General features: G+C 36.7%; 21 protein-coding genes and 1 pseudogene. 5 read left to right on the forward strand and 17 right to left on the reverse strand.

Annotated features, from left to right (window positions below; all coding sequences use genetic code 11):
- Positions 1 to 141: 141 nt before the first annotated feature.
- Together SOLCA_RS23015 and SOLCA_RS23885 are read right to left on the reverse strand one after the other, a co-directional pair.
- Entirely contained in the window at positions 142 to 282 is a 141-nt protein-coding gene (locus SOLCA_RS23015; protein ID WP_157604500.1) for a hypothetical protein, read from the reverse strand.
- Positions 233 to 451: an SRPBCC domain-containing protein gene (locus SOLCA_RS23885; RefSeq protein WP_407635812.1), complete on the reverse strand. Its 219-nt coding sequence runs from the start codon at positions 449 to 451 to the stop codon at positions 233 to 235. Before SOLCA_RS23885 ends, SOLCA_RS23015 begins: the two co-directional genes overlap by 50 nt.
- A gap of 257 nt (positions 452 to 708) precedes the next feature.
- On the opposite strand from SOLCA_RS23885, the gene dnaE reads away from it, so the two are divergent.
- From dnaE to SOLCA_RS02560, 4 genes are all read left to right on the forward strand, one after another.
- On the forward strand, positions 709 to 4,266 hold the full coding sequence (gene dnaE, locus SOLCA_RS02545) for a DNA polymerase III subunit alpha (protein WP_014678882.1): 3,558 nt from the start codon (positions 709 to 711) through the stop codon (positions 4,264 to 4,266).
- A 153-nt stretch (positions 4,267 to 4,419) separates the two neighbouring features.
- Positions 4,420 to 5,085 carry an autotransporter domain-containing protein gene (locus SOLCA_RS02550; RefSeq protein WP_014678883.1) on the forward strand — a complete coding sequence of 222 codons (666 nt, stop codon included), beginning with the start codon at positions 4,420 to 4,422 and terminating at the stop codon, positions 5,083 to 5,085.
- 85 nt (positions 5,086 to 5,170) lie between these two features.
- Positions 5,171 to 5,491, forward strand: coding sequence for a thioredoxin (gene trxA, locus SOLCA_RS02555; protein ID WP_014678884.1), 321 nt, complete (start codon positions 5,171 to 5,173; stop codon positions 5,489 to 5,491).
- 108 nt (positions 5,492 to 5,599) lie between these two features.
- Positions 5,600 to 6,502, forward strand: coding sequence for a DUF58 domain-containing protein (locus SOLCA_RS02560; protein WP_014678885.1), 903 nt, complete (start codon positions 5,600 to 5,602; stop codon positions 6,500 to 6,502).
- Positions 6,503 to 6,574: 72 nt separating this feature from the next.
- Here SOLCA_RS02560 and SOLCA_RS02565 read toward each other — a convergent pair.
- The 5 genes and pseudogenes from SOLCA_RS02565 to SOLCA_RS02590 all read right to left on the reverse strand — a co-directional run.
- A pseudogene (locus SOLCA_RS02565) lies at positions 6,575 to 7,794 on the reverse strand (IS3 family transposase); the annotation flags it as partial.
- A gap of 137 nt (positions 7,795 to 7,931) precedes the next feature.
- Positions 7,932 to 8,144, reverse strand: coding sequence for a hypothetical protein (locus SOLCA_RS02575; protein ID WP_042479183.1), 213 nt, complete (start codon positions 8,142 to 8,144; stop codon positions 7,932 to 7,934).
- A gap of 93 nt (positions 8,145 to 8,237) precedes the next feature.
- The gene (locus tag SOLCA_RS02580; RefSeq protein ID WP_014678887.1) at positions 8,238 to 9,557 is read right to left on the reverse strand and encodes a sensor histidine kinase; all 1,320 of its coding nucleotides are present in this window, start codon (positions 9,555 to 9,557) and stop codon (positions 8,238 to 8,240) included.
- 60 nt (positions 9,558 to 9,617) lie between these two features.
- The gene (locus SOLCA_RS02585; protein ID WP_014678888.1) at positions 9,618 to 10,295 is read right to left on the reverse strand and encodes a response regulator transcription factor; all 678 of its coding nucleotides are present in this window, start codon (positions 10,293 to 10,295) and stop codon (positions 9,618 to 9,620) included.
- Between the two features lie 61 nt (positions 10,296 to 10,356).
- Entirely contained in the window at positions 10,357 to 11,550 is a 1,194-nt protein-coding gene (locus SOLCA_RS02590) for an aspartate aminotransferase family protein (protein ID WP_014678889.1), read from the reverse strand.
- Positions 11,551 to 11,682: 132 nt separating this feature from the next.
- Here SOLCA_RS02590 and SOLCA_RS02595 point away from each other — a divergent pair, with 132 nt between their 5' ends.
- Positions 11,683 to 12,582, forward strand: a complete 900-nt coding sequence (locus SOLCA_RS02595; RefSeq protein ID WP_014678890.1) for a magnesium transporter CorA family protein — start codon at positions 11,683 to 11,685, stop codon at positions 12,580 to 12,582.
- A gap of 89 nt (positions 12,583 to 12,671) precedes the next feature.
- On the opposite strand, the gene SOLCA_RS02600 is transcribed toward SOLCA_RS02595, so the two are convergent.
- The 10 genes from SOLCA_RS02600 to SOLCA_RS02645 form a co-directional block, all read right to left on the reverse strand.
- Entirely contained in the window at positions 12,672 to 13,136 is a 465-nt protein-coding gene (locus SOLCA_RS02600) for a hypothetical protein (RefSeq protein WP_014678891.1), read from the reverse strand.
- 3 nt (positions 13,137 to 13,139) lie between these two features.
- Entirely contained in the window at positions 13,140 to 13,811 is a 672-nt protein-coding gene (locus tag SOLCA_RS02605) for a hypothetical protein (protein WP_014678892.1), read from the reverse strand.
- Between the two features lie 112 nt (positions 13,812 to 13,923).
- Positions 13,924 to 14,478, reverse strand: a complete 555-nt coding sequence (locus SOLCA_RS02610; RefSeq protein ID WP_014678893.1) for an RNA polymerase sigma factor — start codon at positions 14,476 to 14,478, stop codon at positions 13,924 to 13,926.
- Positions 14,479 to 14,601: 123 nt separating this feature from the next.
- The gene (locus SOLCA_RS02615; RefSeq protein WP_014678894.1) at positions 14,602 to 15,555 is read right to left on the reverse strand and encodes a transketolase family protein; all 954 of its coding nucleotides are present in this window, start codon (positions 15,553 to 15,555) and stop codon (positions 14,602 to 14,604) included.
- Between the two features lie 104 nt (positions 15,556 to 15,659).
- On the reverse strand, positions 15,660 to 16,517 hold the full coding sequence (locus tag SOLCA_RS02620; RefSeq protein ID WP_014678895.1) for a transketolase: 858 nt from the start codon (positions 16,515 to 16,517) through the stop codon (positions 15,660 to 15,662).
- A 162-nt stretch (positions 16,518 to 16,679) separates the two neighbouring features.
- Positions 16,680 to 17,321, reverse strand: coding sequence for a PAQR family membrane homeostasis protein TrhA (gene trhA, locus SOLCA_RS02625; protein ID WP_014678896.1), 642 nt, complete (start codon positions 17,319 to 17,321; stop codon positions 16,680 to 16,682).
- Between the two features lie 63 nt (positions 17,322 to 17,384).
- Entirely contained in the window at positions 17,385 to 17,999 is a 615-nt protein-coding gene (locus SOLCA_RS02630) for an HD domain-containing protein (RefSeq protein ID WP_014678897.1), read from the reverse strand.
- A 107-nt stretch (positions 18,000 to 18,106) separates the two neighbouring features.
- The gene (locus SOLCA_RS02635; RefSeq protein ID WP_014678898.1) at positions 18,107 to 19,501 is read right to left on the reverse strand and encodes an aldehyde dehydrogenase; all 1,395 of its coding nucleotides are present in this window, start codon (positions 19,499 to 19,501) and stop codon (positions 18,107 to 18,109) included.
- Between the two features lie 101 nt (positions 19,502 to 19,602).
- Positions 19,603 to 20,064 carry a thioredoxin-dependent thiol peroxidase gene (gene bcp / locus SOLCA_RS02640; protein WP_014678899.1) on the reverse strand — a complete coding sequence of 154 codons (462 nt, stop codon included), beginning with the start codon at positions 20,062 to 20,064 and terminating at the stop codon, positions 19,603 to 19,605.
- 184 nt (positions 20,065 to 20,248) lie between these two features.
- Complete coding sequence (locus SOLCA_RS02645) at positions 20,249 to 22,006, reverse strand: M23 family metallopeptidase (RefSeq protein WP_014678900.1); 1,758 nt, start codon at positions 22,004 to 22,006, stop codon at positions 20,249 to 20,251.
- Positions 22,007 to 22,082 lie beyond the last annotated feature (76 nt).

Consider the following 22,082-nt stretch of genomic DNA (forward strand, 5'->3'; position numbering starts at 1 on the left):
GATATGTCAAGGTCTTTAAAAGGAATCAAGAAATGATTGAAAAGTACTTGTGTATTAAGTTACTGTTTTTTAGGTATATATCATATAGATGGAAGTTAGGAAAAGGAGAATAAATAACTGATAGTTAATGCGATCAGTTTATTACCAGGGAGGTAAAATGAAGTAGGTACCTTGCAGGATGTCTTTTAAAAGCTGCTCTCCCTTCATCTCTTCTGAAGGGAGAGCAGATTTCTTATCGTTCCATAATGGCCTTAATTCCTGCAAGAAACTCTGCCATGCCATCTTTGGAATGATTATATCCATCTTCACTTCCAAAACCTTTCTGAGTCCAGGTAAATAAAGTTTTTTGGGCGTTAACCGGATTAATTGTGTAAGTAATTAATGAATAATTTTCAGGTTTATCCTCCAGTCCAGAAAATCCGCTCCAGATAGTAATGTTAGGTTCTTGTATAGGCTAGAAAAATAAATATTAATACAACAAATATAATTTCCGTAAGTATTTGAAGCCTATTTACTTTTCCACAACCTGAAGTAGAGTGTTTTATCAACATATTCTGAACAATTCCGGCTTTTAGTTACCTTTGAAATTCCTTTAATTGTTATTAGTTAATGGCTCATAGATAATCGTTTGTATAGAATAACGGCCTGTTATTCAGATTCTCAGAAGTCTACGAGTCATCAGCCATAAATTACTTGGTTAATTAAATTATGCCTGAATTTTCGCACTTACACGTACATACTCAATTTTCGCTGCTCGATGGAGCTGCCGATATTTCTAAGCTCTATAAAAAAGCGGCTAATGATGGCATGCGCGCTCTTGCTATTACTGATCACGGTAATATGTTCGGTGTGTTTAAGTTTGTTGCAGAAGCCGGGAAATTTGATAATAAGGTAAAACCAATCGTTGGCTGTGAATTTTACGTGGTTGCAGATCGTCATGAGAAGAAGTTTACCAAAGAAAAAAAGGACAAACGTTATCATCAGTTATTCTTAGCAAAAAATGCTCAAGGGTACAAAAACCTTACTAAACTGTGTTCTTATGGTTTTATGGAAGGTTTATATAGCAAATGGCCTCGTATTGATAAAGAACTGGTTTTACAATATCATGAAGGCCTTATTGCCACAACTTGTTGTATTGGAGCCTCGGTCCCTCAAGCTATTTTGAATGAAGGGGAAGAAGCCGGAGAGAAAGAATTTAAATGGTGGCTGGATGTTTTTGGAGAAGATTATTACATTGAATTGCAACGACATAATTTGCCGGAACAAGAAAAAGTGAATGAGGTTTTGCTTCGTTTCGCTAAAAAATACAATGTAAAAATTATTGCATCTAATGATTCGCACTATGTAGATCAAGCCGATGCCAATGCCCACGATATTTTGTTGTGTATTAACACGGGTGATATTCAGGCAACGCCAATTGCAACGGATGAAGAGGGTGGTAAGGGGTATCGCTTTGGTTTCCCTAATGATCAGTTCTTCTTTAAAACGCAGGCCGAAATGAATGCACTTTTTAGTGATATTCCTGAAGCCATTGATAATACCAATGAAATTGTTGATAAGGTAGACCTGCTAAAATTAAAGCAGGATATTTTATTACCAAACTTCCCGATCCCGCCAGGATTTGTGGATCAAATGCAGTATTTGGAACATATAACTTGGGAAGGTGCAAGAGCACGTTATGGTGATACACTTGATGCAGATAAGGAAGAGCGTATCAACTTTGAGTTGCACACCATCCGTACGATGGGTTTTGCCGGATATTTCCTTATTGTATCAGATTTCATCAAGGCAGGTCGTGATATGGGCGTATTTATTGGTCCTGGTCGTGGTTCTGCAGCAGGATCTGCGGTTGCCTATTGTATCGGCATTACCAATATCGACCCCATTAAATATAATCTCCTGTTTGAGCGTTTCCTGAATCCAGATCGTAAGTCGATGCCCGATATTGATACGGACTTTGATGATGAAGGCCGTCAGCGGGTAATTGATTATGTGGTTGATAAATATGGCAAAAACCAGGTAGCTCAGATTATTACCTATGGCTCAATGGCCGCTAAAATGAGTATAAAGGATGTGGCTCGGGCACTCGACCTGCCGCTTCCCGACTCAAACGCAATGGCTAAGTTGGTGCCTGATAAACCGGGTATTTCACTAGATAGGGTCATGAATGCGCCTTTGGATGGTGATAAATCACTAAAAGATAAAGAAGGCCTTGGTCCTGAAGATTTAGAAAACGTAAAACAACTTCGTGAAATTCGAGAAGGAAGTGATTTACGTTCAAAAGTAATTAAGGAGGCTTTAATTCTTGAAGGATCTATTCGTGGTACAGGTATTCACGCTGCAGGTATTATCATTGCTCCAGAGGACCTTACCAATATTGTTCCTGTAGCCGTAGCTAAGGATTCTGATCTGTTGGTTACTCAGTATGAAGGAAAAGTAATTGAAGATGCTGGTGTAATTAAAATGGACTTTTTGGGTTTAAAAACCCTTACCATTATACGCGATGCATTAAAAATGATCAAAGAGAATCATGGGGTTGAAATTGATATTGATTATATCCCATTGACGGATGAGAAGACCTTTGAATTGTATCAACGCGGTGAAACAAACGGTACGTTCCAGTTTGAGAGTCCGGGTATGCAGAAGTACCTGAAAGATCTGGTACCTGACAAATTCGAAGACTTGATTGCCATGAACGCCCTTTATCGTCCCGGACCTATTGAGTATATCCCTGACTTTATTGAACGTAAACACGGTCGTAAAGCCGTTGAATACGATTTGGCCGACATGGAAGAGTATCTTTTTGATACCTATGGTATTACCGTATATCAGGAGCAGGTGATGTTGCTTTCGCAGAAGCTAGCCAATTTTACAAAAGGTGATGCGGATGTGCTTCGTAAAGCAATGGGTAAGAAAGACCGTAAAACACTTGATAAACTAAAACCTCAGTTTATTGAAAATGCTAAGTTAAAAGGTCATGATGCCAAAGTATTAGAAAAGGTATGGACCGACTGGGAAGCATTTGCATCGTACGCATTTAACAAATCGCACTCTACTTGTTATGCATTTGTGGCTTATCAAACGGCCTATTTGAAAGCCCATTATCCGGCTGAGTACATGGCCTCGGTATTAACACATACCAAAGGGCAGATCGATAAAATTACTTTCTTTATGGAAGAATGTAAGCGTATCGGAGTACCTGTATTAGGTCCGGATGTAAATGAAAGCGATCTCCACTTTACTGCTACTAAAAAAGGTCAGATTCGCTTCGGACTTTCTGGTATTAAAGGATTAGGAGAGGCTGCTATAGAAAGCTTGGTAACCGAAAGAAAGGAAAATGGACCTTATGAATCAGTTTATGATTTTGCTCGCAGGGTAAACCTTCGTTCAGTAAATAAAAAATCATGGGAGAACCTTGTTTATTCAGGTGCTTTTGATTGTTATGATGAATATCATCGTGCTCGCTATTTTGGTGTTAACCTGGCTGATCGTTTAAACGGTATTGAACGTTTAGTAAAATATGGTAACGATTTTGTAAGTAATAAAAATAGTGCTCAAAACTCGTTGTTTGGAGGAACAGCAGATGCGCATGTTCCAGAACCACCAATGCCTGAATCGGAAGAGTGGAGTTTATTACAGAAGCTAAGTTTTGAAAAAGAGGTAGTGGGAATGTATATTTCTGGTCACCCTCTTGATGACTATAAACTGGAGATTGATAACTTCTGTAATGCAAAAATAACTGAGCTGGCTACTCCTAAACCAGGAACATTGGTTGTTGCCGGAATTATTACAGCTGCGGAAGAGCGTTTAACCAAAACGGGTAAACCGTTTGGCGGATTTACCTTCGAGGATTATTCGGGTAGTCATCGTATGGTCATGTTCTCCGAAGATTATTTAAAGAATAAACATTTTTTTCAATCGGGGTTATGTGTGTTTGTAAAGGGAATGTTTAAGCCACGTTTCGGGCAAGCAGATAACTTGGAGTTCAAAGTGGAGAGCATTCAACTGCTGTCAGAAATTCGCGAAAAAATGGCTAAGAATGCCACATTGTCATTTCCCTTGCATGAGGTTACGTTAGAGTTCATCGACAACCTTGAGACTTTGTGTAAGGCTCATCCCGGTAATTGCAAATTGAAATTAAATGTGGTTGATCCGATTGAGCGAATCGTCTTGGATCTACCTTCAAAATCAATAAAAATTGATCCTAATAATACATTCATGAATGAATTAAGTAAGTTCAAGAATGTAAATTTCACTTTGAATTAAAAACTGCTTTTAGTTTGATGAAAATAAAGCCCTCAATATTAATTTATTGAGGGTTTTTTGGGTACTGTAATTTCTTTTTTACAAACCATTAGGCGCTGTTAAATAACTATAGTTAATATTTGACAAATATTAACCAATGAAAATTAACTAAAAATGAAAAAACATCTATTTTTAATAGCTGCACTTATTGTAGCAACATTTACTGCAAATGCACAAATCAGTAAAGGAAACCAAGCTATTGGATTAAGTTTTTCAGGTGGTTCCAATAGTATTAAAAACCAGACTGGTAATGAAAATGAGGATGGGAAGAATAAAAATGCGGCTATTTCCTTCGATTACAGTTATTTTGTAGCTGATAAAACGGCAATTGGTGCATTCTTAGGATTTACCCATTCTGATGCTAATTCAATCTCAAATGGCGATGATGTTTTGGACTCAAAAGGAGATTCATATGCATTCGGTGTTTTTGGGAAAAAGTACTTTATGATTTCAGATAAATTCGGGGGACTTGGACAATTATCACTATCCGGATCAGATTTTAAAAGTGAAAGTACAAATATAGTAGCTGATGTTTCGTCAAAGTTTAAATCATGGGCTTTAGGAACAGGAGTTAATGCAGGATTTGTATTTTTCCCTTGGAAACGATTAGGAATTGAAACCAGTTTGAATGTATTTAATCTTTCTTACAATGAATCCACTACAACTCATTCTTCTGGAGTAATTACCAAAGGTTCTGGATATAATCTATCGTCATCTTTTACTCAAAGTTTTGAAGATATCAAATTCACCCTGCGTTACCATTTCGGATTTAAGAAGTAATTCTGTCAGTTAAATTTCTTCAAACATTCGTTGGAACAATTATTGACTCAATCTGTTATATTTGCAAACGTAAATTTTTAAAAATATGGCTTTAGTAATAACCGACGCAAACTTCGAAGAAGTTGTATTGAAATCAGATAAACCTGTATTAGTTGATTTCTGGGCAGAATGGTGTGGCCCATGCCGCATGGTGGGTCCAGTTGTTGAAGAGTTAGCGAATGAATATGCTGGCAAAGCAGTTATTGGAAAAGTTGATGTGGATAATAACCCAGAAGTTTCAATGAAATTTGGTATCCGTAACATTCCAGCTTTGTTATTCTTCAAAAATGGTGAAATTGTAGATAAACAAATTGGCGCAGTTCCAAAATCGGTTTTAGCCGGTAAATTGGAAGCTCAATTAAGCTAATTATAAATAACGCACTAATTTTATAAAGGCCCCGAAGTTTTTCGGGGCCTTTATTTTTTAAAATCGTATTTTGCTGTCAATACCATTTTGAATAAGGAACAGATTAACATGCTCGAAAACAAAGAAGAACTACAGCAAATAAACCTTGAAATTTTGGCCAACCAGGTTGTTGAAGGATTTATTACGGGTTTACATAAAAGCCCGTTTCATGGTTTTTCTGTTGAGTTTGCCGAACATCGCTTATATAATACAGGTGAGTCGGTAAAAAACATCGATTGGAAGTTATTCGGTCGTACTGATAAGTTATTTACCAAGCGATTTGAAGAAGAAACCAATTTACGATGTCAGTTGGTTATTGATGCGTCTTCGTCCATGTATTATCCTGAAGGAAAAGATAATAAGCTTCAATTCTCCGTTTATTGTGCAGCTGCCCTTATTAATTTGTTAAAACGTCAGCGTGATGCATTTGGATTAAGTGTTTTTGCTGACAAAGTAGTATTGTCTACTCCTGCAAAATCGACAACACCGCATCAACGCTTTCTATATTTTGAATTAGAAAAATTAATGGCCGACCGGCCTAAGCAAAAGACTACTGCGATTGTAAATGCTTTGCACGAGATAGCTGAAAATATTCACAAGCGATCAATGGTGGTTATTTTTAGCGACATGATGGAAAGTAAGGAAGATGAAGACGATCTTTTTTCAGCGCTCCAACATTTAAAGCACAACAAACATGAAGTGATCCTTTTTAATGTTACTGATAAACGACATGAACAGGATTTTAGATTTGAAAATCGTCCTTATTTGTTTGTTGACGTTGAGAACGGTGAAGAAATAAAAGTGCAGCCCGGACAGGTTAAAGAGCAGTATTTAAAAGCCATGACTGAGTTTAAGCATAATCTGATGCTTAAATGCGCTCAGTACAGGATTGATTTTATTGACGCTGATATGAATGAAGGGTTTTACCCGGTGCTTAATTCGTACCTGGTAAAAAGAAACAAGATGATGTAATAAACCTTCGATTTTTGACTAGTCCTGAAATAGGTTGACTCTTTTTGGAGTTACTAATTTGGCTTAAAAACCTCAAACATCCTCAAAAATGTTTGAGGTTTTTTTGTAAGTCTTTATGATTATTTCTTGTTGCTGATGCATTTGTTGAGGTGTTAATAGCTGGCAGCTACTGTGCGGACGCAGTGTGTTATAAAGGTTGATACTTTGTGAAGTTTGCCGAAAAGCTGCATTCAGGTCTTCTAACTGTTCACTTAATCCAAATTCGTCTTTTAAGATTCCGTTCATTCTTTCTGCTATTGCATTTTCGTAAGGACTTCCGTTTTCTGTCATACTGATTTGAATGCCATTCTCCTGTAGGATGCTGACATACGCCTTACTACAGTATTGCAGCCCCCGATCAGAATGATGAATCAGAGCAGAGGAATATTTTCGGTTCTTTAAAGCCATTTTCAAGGCCTTGGCCGTAGAGGCGGCTTCCATATTATCGCATAGTTCATACCCCATAATTTGTTTAGAATAGGCATCGGTAATTAAATGAAGGAAGGCATTGCCTTCTACTGTATCCAGATAAGTTATATCTGCAACCCATACCTGCTCCGGCCGACTTATCCTGATGTCTTTAATTTGGTTTGGGTATTTATGCATCCAGTGCCTTGAATTAGTCGTGACTGTATACCGCTTTCTTTTCGTGATAAGCAGCCCTTGTTTCCTTAAAAGGGTAAAAAGTTTATCCCGGCCGATATCGATTTCTCCTTTTAGCATATAATGAAGCTTACGAGTTCCCAAACGGGGCAGCAGCCTTCGAAGCTGTAATACAGCCCTTGTTGTACCATCCTCCCTTAAGGCCTTATTTTGCTTGCGCTTGCTTTGCTTATAATAGGCCTGTTTGCTAAAGCCAAACAATTCACAAAACGTACCTACTCGTGGCGGGTAGGTTTTGGCAAGCGCATGGATTGTTTGGCCGCGTCTTTTTTTAGGATATTGATCCCTTCTTCTTTCTCTGCAATCGAAATAAGCTTCTCATAGGCTATTATTTTAAGTTTTGCCTCTTCTAACTGTTTTTCAAGTTCTTTGATGCGCTGCTTTTGGGGATCTTTCATGGGACGGCCTAATGAACCTGCTACAGGATAGTGCAACTTACCATATTTACGGCACCATTCCAATACTCTGGAGTTGCCTCCTATACCATACTTGGCCTGAATCTGGTCTTTGTTGAGCAAGCCCCGTTCATAATCTGCAACGACGGCTCGTTTAAACCATTCACTGTACTTGACTGCTCGGCTGTTGCCTTTGGACTGTTCTTTTTGATTTTCATTTTGTTGACTAGATTTTAGTCAACTTTTTTCAGGACGAGACATTTAATCAAAAAAGCCCGGCAGCTTTTACACAACCGGGCCCTCTTCTACTATTAATTACCTAATGAACTGTATTAAGCTTTAGGTTTTGCTGTTTTAGCATCTGATTTTTTCGCAGGTGCCGGTTTACTAGTTGCTTTAACTTCTTTCTTAGCGTCAGTAGCTTTAGCAGTAGCTTTTACCTCTTTAGTTTCTTTTTTCGTGTCTGCTTTTTTTGCAGGTGTTGTTTGTGCAAATGCGCCAGTTGTGAAGGCTGCTAAAGCAACCAATGCCATGAATTTTTTCATCTTTACTATCGATTTGATGAATCTAAAGTCCACAACTTACATGAAGATTTTATGAAGAAATCAGATTATTTTAAAATCTGGGTGAGGGAGTTGCTAGGATGGGAAATGAAATATGAAACTGGTGCCTACTTGTGAAACTGAATTAATGTCTATTTTAATTTTATGGAAATTTGCCACACTCTGAACAATCGATAAACCTAAACCATGACTGTTTTCACTTGTGGAATCCAGCTTTTCAAAACGATTAAATATTACTTTCAATTTTTTAGGGTCAATGCCAATTCCCGTATCGCTAATTGTTAATTGGTAATGTCCGTTTTCGAAATCATCGGTAATAGTAATAGTTCCTTCTTGCTTATTATATTTTATTGCATTCGTAATCACATTGAAAAGCATGGTTCTAATAAGTGATGCATTGCCATAAAAATGATATTGATGCTGCAAGTTTAACTGAACCCGAATTGACTTTTCTTCGAGTCGATGTTCCACATCTTCGTAAATTTTCTCCAGTAGTTTATCCAGATCAATTTCCTCATTTTGTTCAAATTGCTCGTTTTCAATTTTTGAGATGAGCAATAGACTATTTACAATATTCTTTAACCAATGTAATGTGTTTAATGAAGAATAGATTTGATTCTGCATCTCCTCGTTGATATCTTCTTCATTTAAAAGATTTTCAAACCTTGTTTTAAGAATTGATATTGGTGTTAAAAGTTCGTGTGAAACATTGGCGATAAATTCTTTTTGAGTAAAAAAAGAATGTGAAATCCGCTTCAACATATCCTTCAGTTGATTATCCAGGTGTTGAAAATCAGTTGTAGAGGTCTTTATCATTTCATAGTTGAAATGAGATGGATCATTAACGTTCTCAAGACGCTTGTTAATAATAGAAGACAGAGGTCGCAACAGAAAACCGGTGAATAAAAAGTCGGTAAGTAATGAAAGTAAAACCGCAACACATAAAACAATGGTTGTATAAGTCCTTAATGAGGTTTGAAATTGTTTGATACTAGCCAGACTTTCTCCAATCTCCAATTGATACTGCTGACCTTGAAAGTCAAAGTCATATGTTAAAATGCGATAGTTACTGGTTTGGTTTTCAATTATCCTTTGTTCATCCGAAAAATTGCCAACTGTAGTCTGCTCTTTTACAGGTGGAATAACTTTAAGTAAAATGTATTCTTCTTTTAAAATATTATAACTGGCAAAGTCGGTGTCTTGTTCAGAAATATATTCAGAAATACTTTTACTTGATAATTTGCTCATAATCAATTCTTTTTTCTGAAGAATACGAGCATCAAGGTGATTATAAGCAACACGTTCAACGGTAAGCTCAAATAAAATATAAACCGACAGTATAATAGCAATTTTTGTCAGGATATTATATAAGGCAAATTTGGCTTGTAAACGCATCACTAATGAAGATCAAAGTTTATTTTGGAGTCGAAAATCTAAAATCTAATAGCTCATTATCTAATTATTAATCTTATAACCAATACTTCTTACCGTTTCAAACCAATCGATAGGAGTGTGGGCTTGTAATTTTTTGCGAAGATTTTTTACATGAACATCAACAAAGTTGGAGTCACTGTTTATCTCTAAAACATCACCCCAAACATGTTCAGTTAATTGAAGGCGAGAAATAACGCGGTTTTTATTTAAAACTAAGAAGTTTAAGATATCAAATTCCTTTTTTGTAAGGTTAATTTTGGAGTCCTTAAAACTTACTTCCCGGTTCTGAATATCAATTACAAAACCGTGCAAGTTAATATCATTTTTAACGAGACGATGCTTGCGTCGTAAAATAGCATGCATCCGTGAATGCAATTCAGAAAGATCGAATGGTTTACCCAGGTAATCGTCGGCGCCCAGATTCAGGCCTTTTACCTTGTCTTCGGTAGCACCCCTGGCAGTTAAGACAATAATTGCATCTTCGCGGTTAGGAAGTTGCCTGAATTCCTTTAGTAAATCTAATCCATCTCCATCAGGTAAACCTAAGTCGAGTAAAACAAAATCATAAGTGTTTACGAAAAGTTTTTCGGCAGCCTCTCTTTTATTGTAAGCTAAATCACAAAGAAAACCCTCATACTTAAGGAATTTTGCTATTTCATCAGACAAGCTGTACCTGTCTTCAATAATTAGAACGTTCAATTTATATTAGATTTTAAGGATCAATTATACAATTTATGATAATTCTATAAAAGGCACAAAATCAGCTATTCAGAATTTCATTGATGCTTTCTAAGATAATGGAGCAAGCTTTCCTTATTTCAGCTTCTGTAATGATTAAAGGGGGCGCGAGCCGTAGTGAGTTACTGCAATGCAAAAACCAGTCGGTAATTAGTCCTTTTTCGATACAGCGATCAATAATTTTCTTATTGGTTTCAAAACTTTCAAACTCGATGGTAAACATTAATCCTTTTCCTCTAAAATCAAGAATTGCCGAATGTTGTAACAACTGTTTAAATAGTTGATGTTTAGCTTCGACTTGATCTATCAGGTTTTCTTCTAATAAAGCTTCAAAACCAGCTAATCCTGCCGCACAACACACCGGATGACCACCAAAAGTAGTAACATGACCCAATATTGGGTCGTTTTTTAAACTCGACATTATTTCTAAGGAAGAAATAAATGCTCCGATTGGCATTCCTGCACCTAGTGCTTTTGCTAAAAGAAGCACATCTGGAACAATATTAAAGTGCTCGAACGCAAATAATTTCCCGGTACGCCCCATTCCTGCTTGTATCTCATCAAGAATTAACAATGTTCCAGTTTCTGTACAGCGTTTTCTTAAAGCTTGCATGTATTCGATAGCCGGCACTCTGATACCTGCTTCACCTTGGATTGTTTCCATAATTACACAAGCCGTACGCTCAGTAATTTGTTTTAAATCTGGTAAATGATTAAAGTTGATGAAGCGAACATCAGGTAAGAGGGGGCGAAATGCATATTTATAATCCTCATTTCCCATTACACTCAGCGCTCCGTTAGTGCTTCCATGATACGCATTTTTACAGGCAATTATTTCTGTTCTCCCTGTAAAGCGCTTAGCCAGTTTTAAAGCACCTTCAGTAGCCTCTGCACCCGAATTAACAAAGTATACAGATTGTAATGATGAGGGTAAATGAGCTGCAAGTTTTGCTGCAAATAAGGTTTGTGGAGCTTGAATAAACTCTCCGTATACCATTTGATGCATAAATGTGGCAGCTTGATCTTTAATTGCTTTAACCACTTTTGGATGGCAATGGCCAATATTGCTAACCCCAATACCGGATATAAGGTCGATAGAAGGACGATCATTTTTATCATACAGATAAATTCCCTGAGCTCTGGTGAACTCTAGCATTAAAGGAAAATCGGTAGTTTGGGCGTTATGTTGTAGGAATTGCTGACGTAATGGAATCATTCTGCAAATTTCGTCAAAATAGTTTAATCCACCTGCTTGTCGAATGTATCATTTTTTATGGCTGAGCTAGTTTTTTGTACCAATTTTTTCAAAAATAGCGTTTATACCTGTTCCGTTTTTTATCTTCATTTTATGATTACTACCTTACAAGAAAGAGAGGTTTCTGGTTTTACCTGGATCGATGTTGAAAACCCGACACCCGAAGAGCTTAATGATATCGCATTAAAATATAACCTGCATTATACTTCTGTTCAGGATTGCCTTGATCCGGAGCATTTGCCTAAGTATGAGGTTATTGATGATGTGATTTTTATTATAGCCCGTATCTTCGACCAGAATGCAAAGGTAGAGGCATTGGATATAAACTCCATTACTCGCAAGATCGCTATCTTTTCTTCAGATGGTTTGGTTATAACCATTCATCGTTCTTCCCAACCTTTTTTAATTCATCTGCAGCAACGGTGTGAAAGCATGAAAAAATCGCCGGGTAGGTTTCAGTTATTAGCATTGATCATGGATCATGTGGTAATTTCATTTGAAAGTCCGTTGGATAAAATAAATGAGCTGCTAGAGTTTTATGAAGAACGTATGTTCCTTAAAACACGTTTGCCTAATTTATTGCAACACTTCTATCAATTGAAGAGGAAAGCTACATCTATTAAAAGGACGGTTTTTCTTACTAAGGATATCGTATTTCGGATTTCAGAGAACCTGAAAGGACCCATAATGCAAGATCTTAAGGATACAATAATTGAGGTGGAAACAAGTACGGAGCAGGTAATAGATTCTGCTAGCAACTTGTTGAGCATCTATATTTCATTAGCTTCTCAGAAAACAAATGAAGTAATGCGTGTTTTAACGATTTTCTCCGTGTTCTTTATGCCTTTAACTTTTATTGTGGGGGTGTACGGGATGAATTTTGAAAACATGCCCGAAATTAAATCGCCACATGGTTATGGAGTAACATGGGTTGTTATGATCTTAGTGACGATTATTGTTTATTTCTGGTTTAGAAGGAAAAGGTGGCTGTAATTAGGCTATTCGCTTTTGGCCTTTAGCAATTAGCAATTTATAAGGCAGGTAATGCTAATAGCTAATACCTAATAGCTATTAGCTAATCATTAATTTTCAGGAGGTTGTTGTGACTGACTTCTTAGGCGTTTTATAAGCTCACGCTTAAATTGTTCTTCGGCCATGTAAAACTTCGCGACTTTCTTCATTGAAAGTACTTTCTTGAATTTGTCGTAATATTTACGCTCCAGATCAAGTTCGCGTTGTTTAACGGAGAAGTCATTCAAAATCACATCTTCTAATTCTTTGTCGCTCAAATTATCGGCATTCATTCTTGCCATTACAATCTTCTGACGACGTTCCTTTAGCAAACGCTGCTTTTCTGCGTCATATTCATTATAAATTGGCCAGAAAACTTTACCTTCTTCTGTGGTTAAGCCCACTTTTGTAGTTATGATGGAAACTTTAAGTGCGTCAATATCAGCCTTTCGTTGATTAAAGTTTTGTGCTTTTACCAGAAAAGGAAGGGTTACAAATAAAATGAGCAATAAAGTAGATAAGTTGAGTTTCTTCATTTGTTATAGTTCCTGTAGTAATAAATCTTCGTCTACGTTATTTAAAATATAGTTTTCCAGCTTGTTGTTTTGATCAGTTTTTTGTGTGTTATTTTGAGAAACCTTAGTATTAATTACTTCATCTATAATCATTGATTCATCGAAATAATTAAGGTCATAATTATGATTACCAATTTTTACCACATTTACAGGACTGCTCATTTGTTTATCGAGTAAGCTCGTATGATAAATATTAGAGCCAAACCAAAATAGTAAGGCTCCTAAACAAGCAGTAATTGCTAGTTTATAAAATCTAAATACAAATATTTTTTGAGCTTGTTCAAACTCAGAATTAGCAATATCATTAAAAATCTGCTCTTCAATTGCGATGGGTAGATTATTAAAATACTCATCAGGAACAGTAAAAGGGTTTTTATTATTTAAATCAGGAATCGAAAGTCGTACATCATCATCTTTTAACTGATTTTCAATTCTGGTTGAGAGCTCGTTAAAATAATCATCAGGTGTTTTGAACGGATTTACATTGGTAAGTCCTTCGATAGTTGGTCCGGCATCTTCCATTTCAATGCGAACCATGATACGAGATGCCAAAGAATCAAAGTAATCCTTAGGTACTGTATACGGCGACGATTGTTGTGGTTTGGGAATGCTATTTTCAAATTCGTTATTTTCCACCTCGAAATCCTTTGTTATTATTTTGTGAGCTTTTAGATTTAGATTGAAAAAACTCTGAATGGTTTAATTAAAATGTAAAATTCGGATTTTATTTATATTATTGTAGAAACGATTACTCGTTTTGTTTGAAATATTCTTCAATTTTTTTGACTGCATGATGATAAGATGCTTTTAATGCTCCTACGCTTGTATCCAAAACTTCAGACATATCTTCATATTTCATTTCGTCAAAATATTTCATGTTAAAAACAATCCGCTGCTTTTCAGGCAATGTTAATATGGCACGTTGGAGTTTCATTTGGATGTGATTACCATCAACATACATGCTGTCCGTTAACTTGTCAACTAAATATCCTGCGTGATCCTCGAAACTCTCTGAAGCACGCATTTTTTGACGATTTAAAAAAGTAATGGATTCATTAGTGGCAATCCGATAGAGCCATGTGTAGAGTTGTGCGTCTTCCCTGAAATTATCAAGGTTTTTCCAAACCTTAATAAAAACTTCTTGTATCACATCGTCAGCATCATCATGATCGATAACTATACGACGTATATGCCAGTAAATGCGTTTTTGATATTTTTCTATAAGTTGACTAAAAGCAAGATTTCTGGTTGATTCATCGCGAAATCTTGTTAATAAGTCTTTATCACTAAAATCTTCTTTCATGAAGTTATTATATCAATTAGCTGGTAGCAGCCTAAATTAGTAAAAAATTAAGACCAAACAAGGTTAATAAAAAAGCCTTTGTGGTAACACAAAGGCTTTCAAATTGATATACAACTATTGAAATTATTTACGAGCCATTACAGCTTTAACAGCTTTAACAATATGATCTTTGTCAAGACCATATTTCGCCATTAACTGATCCGGAGTACCACTTTCACCAAATGAGTCATTCACTGCAACATATTCCATTGGAGTAGGTAATTTTTGCGATAATACTTGAGCAATACTATCTCCTAAGCCTCCAATACGATTATGCTCTTCACAGCTTACAACGCAACCTGTTTTAGCTGCAGAAGCTAATACCAGTTCAGCATCTAATGGTTTAATTGTGTGGATATTAATGATCTCTGCGCTAATGCCCATTTCTGCCAACATTTCACCTGCTTCAATAGCTGGCCATACTAAGTGACCGGTAGCGAAGATGGTTACATCCGTTCCTTCATTTAACACAATACCTTTACCGATTTCAAACTTCTGATCAGCTGGAGTGAAGTTAGGAACTGTTGGGCGACCGAAGCGCAGGTAAACTGGTCCAACATGCTCTGCAATGGCAATGGTGGCAGCTTTGGTTTGATTAAAGTCACAAGGATTGATAACGGTCATTCCTGGTAACATTTTCATCATTCCGATATCTTCTAAGATCTGGTGGGTAGCACCATCTTCTCCTAAGGTTAAACCTGCGTGAGAAGCACATATTTTAACGTTTTTGTCGGAGTATGCAACCGATTGACGAATCTGGTCATAGACACGACCTGTTGAGAAGTTTGCAAAAGTTCCGGTAAAAGGAATTTTGCCACCGATGGTCATACCTGCTGCTAAGCCAATCATATTAGCTTCTGCAATACCCACCTGGAAGAAACGCTCAGGAAAATCTTTCTTAAACGCATCCATTTTTAATGAACCGATCAAGTCGGCACACAAAGCAACTACGTTAGGATTGGTTTTGCCTAATTCAGCTAAACCGGCACCAAATCCCGAACGGGTATCTTTTTTCTCTGTGAAAGTATATTTTTTCATTTTGAGTAAGGGTCTCAGTAATTAGTCATCATTAGTTGTTGGAGACGAGCTAATTGCTAGTTGTAAGGTTTTTATTGAAATTAGTTTATCGCTAATAACAAAAATTAATAATCGCCTAAATAATTATAACCGGTAGTTTCCTCTAGTTGGGCCAAAGCTTGTGCTAACTGCTCGTCGTTAGGAGCTACTCCATGCCATTTGTGTGATCCCATCATGAAATCAACACCTGCACCCATTTCGGTTTTCATTAAAATAACAACCGGTTTGCCTTTACCAGTTTGAGTTTTAGCGTAGTTAAGTGTTTTTACAACTTCGTCCATGTCATTGCCCGACATATCGATTACTTCCCATCCGAAAGCTTCCCATTTAGCGCGAAGATTTCCTAATGAAAGTACCTGATCTGTAGAACCATCAATTTGCTGACCGTTTACGTCAACTGTAGCAATAAGATTATCTACTTTATTGTGAGCTGCATACATTGCAGCTTCCCAAATTTGTCCTTCTTGTAATTCTCCATCACCGTGCAAGCTAAAAACAATGCTCTTGTCATTGTTTAGTTTTTTAGTTTGCGCAGCTCCAAGAGCAACAGACAGTCCCTGACCTAATGAACCAGACGCCATACGAACTCCTGGCAGGTGTTCATGCGTAGTAGGGTGTCCCTGTAAACGTGAGTTTAGCTTACGGAAAGTAGCTAATTCTGAAATAGGGAAATAACCCGAACGGGCTAATACACTGTAGAACACTGGTGAGATATGTCCGTTTGAAAGGAAGAAAACATCCTCTCCGATGGCATCCATGTTAAACTCAGGGTTATGATTCATCACCTCGAAGTATAAGGCTACCAAATAATCAGTACAGCCCAGCGAACCTCCCGGGTGACCGGAATTTACTGCGTGAACCATCCTAACAATGTCGCGACGTACTTGCGAAGCAATCTTTTTTAACTCTTCTGTAGTTGGCATTTCTTGGATTTTAATAGTTAAAATGAAGATACTGAACGATTTATTTTTTGCGCGCAAAAATAAGGATTTAATTGAGCATTAATGTCTTTTTTGTGAAATAGTTCGTATCAATCTTATTGCTGGTTAATAAGAAAAGGAATTTATTTGAAGTAAAAAGATGAATTAGCTCACCAATTGTAGAATGGCTCCAAAGTGAAATGAGGCACCTCCTAAAACAAATAAATGCCAAATAGTGTGGTTGTAAGCAATGCTGTCATTTCGATAGAAATAAACGCCAATTGTATATAGCATTCCTCCGATGCCCAACAAAGAAACGATAGTTAAGGGTACAGCATTCATGATCGGCTGTATGATTAGCATACCCATCCATCCTAAGGCCAGATAAAGAGCAGTGGATAAAAAAGTATACTTGCCGGTAAAGAAGATCTTTAATAAAATACCGCTTACAATGATGGTCCACATTGCCGTTAAGAACATGCTTCCGGTTTCATTCTTAATGTAATGCATGATGATGGGCACATAAGTCCCGCCGATAAGCAGGAATATGCAACAATGATCTACAATTTGCCAGAAATGTTTTCTGTCCGGCTGTCGTGTTGCATGATAAATACTTGAAACCAGGAACATAGTTATAAGCGATGCCGTATAAATTCCGATTGGAAGTAAAAGGTTTTGTTTACTCGAATAGCATTGCCATACTAAGTAGATGCCTCCAATCAAAAAAGCGGCTGTCCCAATGAGGTGAGTGAGCGTATTTAAGCGCTCATGTTTCTCTTCATACGAGGGATAAGTAAAGATATTCATAAGCTTAGTTTTGAGCTTTAATTTACGAAACTAAGCTCAGAAGATAAAGAGGAGAGCTACGATTTATACCAATAATGACTTATTTTTTGCAACCTCAATTAATTGCAAAAAAAGGTCCCAAAGATCATCAGAACCTTGTTCAATGATATTAAGTCGATTCAAGGCTTGTTCAACTCTAACACCCGCTTCGGTCCAGCTTTGGCCACCATTTACAGAGTTTAGCAGAAAAGGAGTAATTCGGTCAATCGTGTTGGCAAATATGGCTTCCTGGGTCGACCGGTGTTCAAATTCAGTCCATAATGAGATAAATTCCTCCTTTTGGTCAGCCGGTAAAATTCCAAATATTCTTTCGGCTGATAAGGTTTCGTTATCGTATTTACCCACATTGGCCTGTTCATCAAAAAGGAAGACATCCCCAGCGTAAATTTCAACCAAATCATGCACAGTAAGCATTTTAATAACACGCAACAGATCCATATTTTTCTCCTTTGCGTATTCTGAAAATGTTAGTGTGATGAGAATTATTTGCCATGAATGTTCAGCCGTATTTTCCCGACGACTTGCATCTGCAATAAAATTTCTACGAATAACTTGCTTAAGTTTATCCGTTTCGAGTATAAAATGTAATTGTTGTGAAAGACGATCTGTAATATTCAGATCTTTAGTAAGAGCATGCATAATGGAGGCAAAGGTAGGAAATTAGTTTTATAGTCTTGAGTCTTGAGTCTTGAGTCCGGAGTCCGGATTATAGACTCAAGGCTCGAGACTCAAAACTCATGACTAAATCAGAACCTCAAAAACATCCTTGCTATTTTAATTTTTTCCTTAAATGGTGCATAATATACTCCACTGTCGAACCAGGTGCCTGTTTTTACTACCGATTTAATTCTGCTGAAAGCTTCAAAGCTGAATTTTCCGTGGTAATGACCCATGCCACTATTGCCAACACCGCCGAACGGGATATTGCTGTTGCCTAAATGAACTAATGTATTGTTAATACAACCACCGCCAAAAGCAAGATGCTTGGTGTAAAAATCAGCTGTACTGCTATTTTTTGAAAATAAATAAAACGATAATGGATTAGGATTACGTGCAATAATATTCATCGCTTCTTCATGTGTGTCGAAGCCAAAGATTGGAAGGATTGGGCCGAAAATCTCGTCATGCATTAATGGAGCGTCCAGTGAAACATTGGTCATTAAAGTAGGTTCTATAAAAAGCTCCTCTTCATTTGTATGTCCACCATAAATTATCTCTCCATCCGCTAAATAACCAGCTAATGTTTTAAAACGTTTTGTAGTTATAATTCTTCCGTAATCAGCTTTTATTGCTTGTTCACCAAAGAAACTAACGATGGTTTCCTTTATTAATTCAATGAGTTTTTCTTTTTGAGAATTATGAATAAGAAGGTAGTCAGGTGCCACGCATGTTTGTCCGGCATTGGTAAATTTACCCCATACAATTCGCTTAGCCGCATGATTTAAGTCCACATCTTTATCCACTACACACGGACTTTTACCACCCAATTCAAGTATAACGGGTGTTAATTTCTTAGCAGCCATTTCTGCAATGGAACGGCCAACAGGGATACTTCCTGTAAAGAATACTAAATCAAAACGATGGTTATTCATCATTTCAGGAATAACTACATGACCTTCACCTTGAATGGTTGCTACATATTCTGGTGAAAACGTTTCTGAAATGATTTTTTCAATAATTACTGCAGTTGCCGGAGCAAGCTCTGATGGCTTTAATACAGCGCAGTTGCCACCCGCAATTGCACCAACAAGTGGATTGATCAATAATTGAAATGGATAATTCCATGGAGCGATGATTAATACGCAACCTAACGGATCTTTATACAGATAACTGCTCGAGGGAAACAATACCATCGGAGTGCTTTTTCGTTCAGGCTTCATCCATTTTTTTAGATGGCTGATCGCAATATTCAACTCTTCATAAACAAGCCCTACTTCGGTGCTATACGATTCAAATTCATGTTTATTTAAATCTGTTTTTAATGCATCGAAAATGTCCTGCTCATGATTACGAATAACCTGCTTTAATTTTTTGAGTTGTTGAATTCTGAATTCATAACTTAAGGTTGCACCCGAATTGAAATAAGAGCGTTGGTTATTGATAATTTTTGATAAGGTTGAAAGCTCGATTTCTGCTATCATAATAGTTTATTGATAAGTAAATAAACTAAAAAATGTTCAAACATAAAAGCATCTGGAGTGTGCATTTACGCTTGAGTATTTTGGTATGATAAGTAATGAAACTACCCAACTAAATCCAATACTTGTTGTGTTGAATTCTTAGTGTCTACCTTTTCGATAATGTGAGTAATTACACCTTCTTCATTGATAATAAATGTTGTGCGGGCTGTTCCCATATAAGTTCTCCCATACATGCTTTTCTCCACCCAAACTCCATAATCCTCCACCATTTTTTTATCAGGATCAGCAATTAAAGTAAATGGAAGATTATACTTATTTACAAACTTAGTGTGTGATTTTTCAGAGTCAACACTAACGCCAATAACTTCAAAGCCATTACTCTTCAAGCCTGCATAGTTATCTCTGAAATCACAAGCTTCGGCAGTACAGCCGGGAGTATCATCCTTCGGATAAAAATACAACACTACTTTTTTGCCCTTGTAGTTAGCCAAAGAAACCGGATTTCCGTTTTGATCAACTCCTGAAAACTCAGGCGCTTTATCGTTTATGCTTAATTTTCCCATAGTCTTTATTTTTAGATGTGAGATATGAGATGTGAGATTTCTTTATTAGTCCGATAGACTTACCAGACCCAGCTTATCTCAAATCCCATATCTAATTATTTATTAGTCGGATAATCTTATAGATAATATCTCAATTCCTCGACCAGTTATATCTCAAATCTCACATCCCACATCTCAAATCTAATTATTTATAAAATTCGGCCTCATACAGTGAGGAGTTATTTTTAACGTCAGTAACAACTAATTGCAAGGTATGTTTGCCTGCTGCTGTACTTTCAGTAAATGTATGTTTTAAAATATTGGTTTTTCCGTCTAATTCAAACAATACCCATTGACCATCAATCATGCCTTTCCAGTCTTTCACACCCGATAAATAATCCGCCACTCTAAATGTGATGGTGGATGATCCACTCATGTTTTTTCCGTTAATAATATTAATAGGTGTTATTCGAGGAGGCACCGTATCGACCGTAACATAATAGGTTCCGAAAGTTTTGATGCTTGCTTTTACATATCCATTTTCATATTCACCACCCTGGTAGGCTTTACTATCGTTCACAATTACTGCTTTATGTGGAATAGTAAGCTCAGGATCAGGTTTGATCTGTAATATAAAAGGTTTATTTATAGGTACATATTTATTATGCAACGTATGAAGATTTGAATAAGCACCATAAATTTTTCCTCCCAATTGATACTCGAAATTGAAATTATTAAAGAAACAACCTTCAGGAAATGTTGCTATAATATTGTTTGAAATAAACTGATCTTGTTTGTTCCAATAAAAAGGTATAGAACCAGCTTTAACTGATTTAGTAAAAATCTTTTTAGTTGATGTACTATTTACATTAAATGTTAACGACGAAGTGTTGCCGGCAACATCTTTTACAATGTATTCCATCTTGCTTGTTTCTGATCCTTCAAAATTCTGGATGCCACGGTTCGGGGAAATTTTGAAAATGGGCAAAGAGTTACCCGGATCTACAAACGATTTCTGAATAAAGTTTCTATTCAGTAAAAATGAATTAAAATCAATATATGAATTGATGGAACGCTGTAAGTTAAAATCAAGGTGATCAAACACTGCTTTATAAACTGTTTGTTCATTGCGTTTTAATTCGATGGAATAAATACCATTCAGGTTTCCTGCTCCGTCCTGCATATCACTAGTGATGATTCCGAAACCAACTTGTCCATTTGCATTAATTGTGGTAGCCTGACTAACTGCATAATTACCAGCTCCTCTTGCAGCAATAGGGAAGCCTGTTCTGATATTGCTACCGTTAACAGTACTACTATCGTTCATTGGATAAACGTATAAGCCTTTAATTAATGGAGTTTTACTGTCTCTTACAGGTAAACCAAATAATAATGGATTTATAGGTTCTTCAGTTTTGGTATCACGGATTTCAAAGTGTAAATGCGGACCGCCCGAACCTCCTGTATTCCCTGAATAACCAATCAATTCACCTTTTTTTACAGGAATTTCAGCATACAATAAATTAAAGTCAACTTCAAAAGACTGACGGCCATATTGAGCGGTTCTTAATACTTTTTCTAATCGAGGTGCAAAACGCTGCATATGTGCGTATACAGAAGTATATCCGTTCGGATGGTCAAGGTATGCGGCATTGCCAAATCCCCAAACCTGAACCCTTATCCGCGATACAAATCCGTCGGCTATTGCATAAATAGGAAAACCTTCACGTTGCTGCGTTTTGAAATCTAAACCTGTGTGAAAGTGGTTAGGCCTAAGTTCACCGAATGTTCCGGAAATTGCTATTGGAATATCCATAGGCAAACGGAAATATCCTTGCGGATAAGTTCTTTCGCCGCTGGATTGCTTAAATGTAGAGTCGTTTTTATCAGCTTTTGAAAACATAAAGCCCAAGCAAACAGCAGTACCCAACGTTACTGCAACAACGCTTTTCAATAATTTCATGAGCGGAATTTTTTAGAAGGATAGTAAGTTCAAAAAGAATAAAAACACTCTTTTTAACTTATATTAATTAATGCAT

Source organism: Solitalea canadensis DSM 3403, assembly GCF_000242635.2.
GTDB lineage: Bacteria > Bacteroidota > Bacteroidia > Sphingobacteriales > Sphingobacteriaceae > Solitalea > Solitalea canadensis.

Bases quoted from the DNA above. Each gene is read 5' to 3' on its own strand.
- SOLCA_RS02550 (WP_014678883.1), top strand. From the start codon at position 4,420: ATGAAAAAACATCTATTTTTAATAGCTGCACTTATTGTAGCAACATTT.
- dnaE (WP_014678882.1), top strand. From the start codon at position 709: ATGCCTGAATTTTCGCACTTACACGTACATACTCAATTTTCGCTGCTC.
- SOLCA_RS02580 (WP_014678887.1), bottom strand. From the start codon at position 9,557: ATGCGTTTACAAGCCAAATTTGCCTTATATAATATCCTGACAAAAATT.
- SOLCA_RS02560 (WP_014678885.1), top strand. From the start codon at position 5,600: ATGCTCGAAAACAAAGAAGAACTACAGCAAATAAACCTTGAAATTTTG.
- SOLCA_RS02645 (WP_014678900.1), bottom strand. From the start codon at position 22,006: ATGAAATTATTGAAAAGCGTTGTTGCAGTAACGTTGGGTACTGCTGTT.
- SOLCA_RS02600 (WP_014678891.1), bottom strand. From the start codon at position 13,136: ATGAAGAAACTCAACTTATCTACTTTATTGCTCATTTTATTTGTAACC.
- trxA (WP_014678884.1), top strand. From the start codon at position 5,171: ATGGCTTTAGTAATAACCGACGCAAACTTCGAAGAAGTTGTATTGAAA.
- SOLCA_RS02620 (WP_014678895.1), bottom strand. From the start codon at position 16,517: ATGCCAACTACAGAAGAGTTAAAAAAGATTGCTTCGCAAGTACGTCGC.
- SOLCA_RS23015 (WP_157604500.1), bottom strand. From the start codon at position 282: ATGGCATGGCAGAGTTTCTTGCAGGAATTAAGGCCATTATGGAACGAT.
- SOLCA_RS02595 (WP_014678890.1), top strand. From the start codon at position 11,683: ATGATTACTACCTTACAAGAAAGAGAGGTTTCTGGTTTTACCTGGATC.
- SOLCA_RS02630 (WP_014678897.1), bottom strand. From the start codon at position 17,999: ATGCATGCTCTTACTAAAGATCTGAATATTACAGATCGTCTTTCACAA.
- SOLCA_RS02635 (WP_014678898.1), bottom strand. From the start codon at position 19,501: ATGATAGCAGAAATCGAGCTTTCAACCTTATCAAAAATTATCAATAAC.
- SOLCA_RS02610 (WP_014678893.1), bottom strand. From the start codon at position 14,478: ATGAAAGAAGATTTTAGTGATAAAGACTTATTAACAAGATTTCGCGAT.
- SOLCA_RS02590 (WP_014678889.1), bottom strand. From the start codon at position 11,550: ATGATTCCATTACGTCAGCAATTCCTACAACATAACGCCCAAACTACC.
- SOLCA_RS02615 (WP_014678894.1), bottom strand. From the start codon at position 15,555: ATGAAAAAATATACTTTCACAGAGAAAAAAGATACCCGTTCGGGATTT.
- bcp (WP_014678899.1), bottom strand. From the start codon at position 20,064: ATGGGAAAATTAAGCATAAACGATAAAGCGCCTGAGTTTTCAGGAGTT.
- trhA (WP_014678896.1), bottom strand. From the start codon at position 17,321: ATGAATATCTTTACTTATCCCTCGTATGAAGAGAAACATGAGCGCTTA.
- SOLCA_RS02575 (WP_042479183.1), bottom strand. From the start codon at position 8,144: ATGAAAAAATTCATGGCATTGGTTGCTTTAGCAGCCTTCACAACTGGC.